The 2530-nt window shown below is 71.8% G+C and carries 3 protein-coding genes; all 3 read left to right on the forward strand.

What is annotated here, in order from left to right; all coding sequences use genetic code 11:
- Window positions 1–1057: TrpB-like pyridoxal phosphate-dependent enzyme (locus AB0M20_RS37785; protein WP_364305634.1), on the forward strand; the 1057-nt coding region annotated here is incomplete at its 5' end.
- Between the two features lie 9 nt (window positions 1058–1066).
- Window positions 1067–1753 carry a ThuA domain-containing protein gene (locus AB0M20_RS37790; protein WP_364305637.1) on the forward strand — a complete coding sequence of 229 codons (687 nt, stop codon included), beginning with the start codon at window positions 1067–1069 and terminating at the stop codon, window positions 1751–1753.
- A partial coding sequence (locus AB0M20_RS37795) for a Gfo/Idh/MocA family oxidoreductase (RefSeq protein WP_364305638.1) occupies window positions 1738–2530 on the forward strand: 793 nt, incomplete at its 3' end. The genes AB0M20_RS37790 and AB0M20_RS37795, both read left to right, overlap by 16 nt.

Below are 2530 nucleotides of genomic sequence, written 5' to 3' on the forward strand. Positions count from 1 at the left end.
CGTGTCGCCGGCCGGCTCGCACAAGCCGAACACCGCCGTGCCGCAGGCCTACTACAACGCCTCGGCCGGCGTCCGGCGGCTCACCACCGAGACCGGTGCGGGGCAGTGGGGCACGGCGCTCGCCTTCGCCAGCGCGCAGTTCGGCCTCGAGTGCGAGATCTGGCAGGTACGCGCGTCGTACGACCAGAAGCCGTACCGCAAGATGATGATCGAGACCTTCGGCGGCACCGTCCACCCGTCGCCGTCGACCCTGACGGCGGCCGGCCGGGCCGTGCTGGACAAGGACCCGGACTCGCCCGGCTCCCTGGGCATCGCGATCAGCGAGGCGGTCGAGATCGCCGCCCAGCACCCGGACACCAACTACGCCCTCGGCAGCGTGCTCAACCACGTGCTGCTGCACCAGACGATCATCGGCGAGGAGGCGATCCTGCAGCTCGCCAAGGCCGGCGACACCCCGGACGTGATCGTCGGCTGCACCGGCGGCGGCTCCAACTTCGCCGGCCTCGCCTTCCCGTTCCTGCGGGAGAAGCTGGCCGGCACGATGAACCCGGTGATCCGCGCGGTCGAACCGGCCGCCTGCCCGTCGCTGACCAAAGGCGTGTACGCGTACGACTTCGGCGACACCGCGGGGATGACCCCGCTGATGAAGATGCACACCCTCGGCCATGACTTCATCCCGGACCCGATCCACGCCGGCGGCCTGCGCTACCACGGCATGTCGCCGCTGATCTCGCACGTCTACGAGCTCGGCCTGATGGAGGCGGTCGCCAAGACGCAGCGGGAGTGCTTCGAGGCGGGTGTGCAGTTCGCGCGTACCGAAGGCATCATCCCCGCGCCCGAGCCGACGCACGCCCTCGCGGCCTGCATCGAGGAGGCGCTGCGCTGCAAGGAGACCGGCGAGCCCAAGGTGATCCTGACCGCCCTGTGCGGCCACGGGCACCTGGACCTGCCCGCCTACGGCCGCTTCCTGGCCGGCGACATGGTCGACCACGAGCTGTCCGACGCGTCGCTGGCGGCCGCCGTGGCGGGGCTGCCCTCGGTGCCGGCGGTTTCCTAGAATGCATCGATGAGGCAAGCGCTGGTCGTTCGCGGGGGCTGGGACGGGCATCAGCCCGTCGAGGCAACCGACCTGTTCCTTCCGTTTCTCAAGGACCATGACTTCGAGGTACGCGTCACCGACTCGCCGTCCGTCTATGCCGATCCCGCCGTGATGGGCGGCGTGGACCTGATCCTGCAGTGCATGACCATGTCGACGATCACCGCGGAGGAGGTCGCCGGGCTCGTCGCGGCCGTCGAGGCGGGCACCGGCCTGGCCGGCTGGCACGGCGGCATCTGCGACGCGTACCGGGCCAGTGCCGACTACCTGCAACTGGTCGGCGGGCAGTTCGCCGCGCACGCCTCCCGCTACGCGCCGGGGGAGCGGTCGGGGGAGCAGGCCGACAACTACGTCCCGCACCGCATCGAGATCACCGCCGGCGACCATGAGATCACCCGGGGGATCGCCGACTTCGAGCTGGAGACCGAGCAGTACTGGGTCCTGACCGACGACTACAACGAGGTGCTGGCCACCACGACGACCGCGACCCGTTCGTGGGGCGCCTGGCAGCGGCCGGTCACCTGTCCCGCGGTCTGGACCCGGCAGTGGGGCGCCGGCCGGGTCTTCGTCGCGACCCCGGGTCACCGGGTCGAGGTCCTGCAGGATCTGAACGTGCGCACGATCGTCGAGAGGGGCCTGCTGTGGGCGGCACGCTGAGGGTCGGCGTGGTCGGCGCCGGGAAGATCAGCGGCCAGTACAGCTCGACCCTCGCCCGGCTGTCCGGCCTGCCGGTGACGGCCGTGGCCGATCTGGACGCGGCCCGGGCGCGGGATCTGGCCGGCCGGCATCCCGAGGCGCGGGCCGTTCCTCTCGACACGCTGCTCACCGCCGACGACGTCGACGTCGTGCTGAACCTGACCATCCCGGCCCAGCACGCACCCGTGGCCCTCGCCGCGATCGCGGCCGGCAAGCACGTGTACGGGGAGAAGCCGCTGGCCGCCACCGGTGCGGACGGGCTCGCCGTGGTGTCGTCGGCGAACGCCGCCGGCGTGCGGGCGGCGTGCGCGCCGGACACGGTGCTCGGCACGGGGGTGCAGACCGCCCGGGCCGCCGTGGACGCCGGACTGATCGGCGTGCCGCACTCGGCGACCGCGTTCATGACAACGCCCGGTCACGAGCGGTGGCATCCCGACCCGGAGTTCTACTATCTGCCTGGCGGCGGGCCGCTGTTCGACATGGGCCCGTACTACCTGACCGCGCTGGTGCATCTGCTCGGCCCGGTGGAGCGGGTGGTCGGGATGTCCGGCCGTCCGCGGACCGAGCGGGTGATCGGGGACGGACCGCGGGCGGGCACGGCGTTCGGGGTCGAGATCGACACCCACGTGAGCGGGGTGCTGCGGCACGCGAGCGGGGTCCTGACCACGCTGATCATGAGTTTCGACGTGTGGGCGACCCACCTGCCGTGGATCGAGGTGTACGGCGCGACGGGCTCCC

It is taken from the genome of Actinoplanes sp. NPDC051633, from assembly GCF_040681735.1.
GTDB lineage: Bacteria > Actinomycetota > Actinomycetes > Mycobacteriales > Micromonosporaceae > Actinoplanes.

What these genes read in the sequence shown, in the direction of transcription:
- AB0M20_RS37790 (WP_364305637.1), top strand. Translation starts at nt 1,067, where the DNA reads ATGAGGCAAGCGCTGGTCGTTCGCGGGGGCTGGGACGGGCATCAGCCC.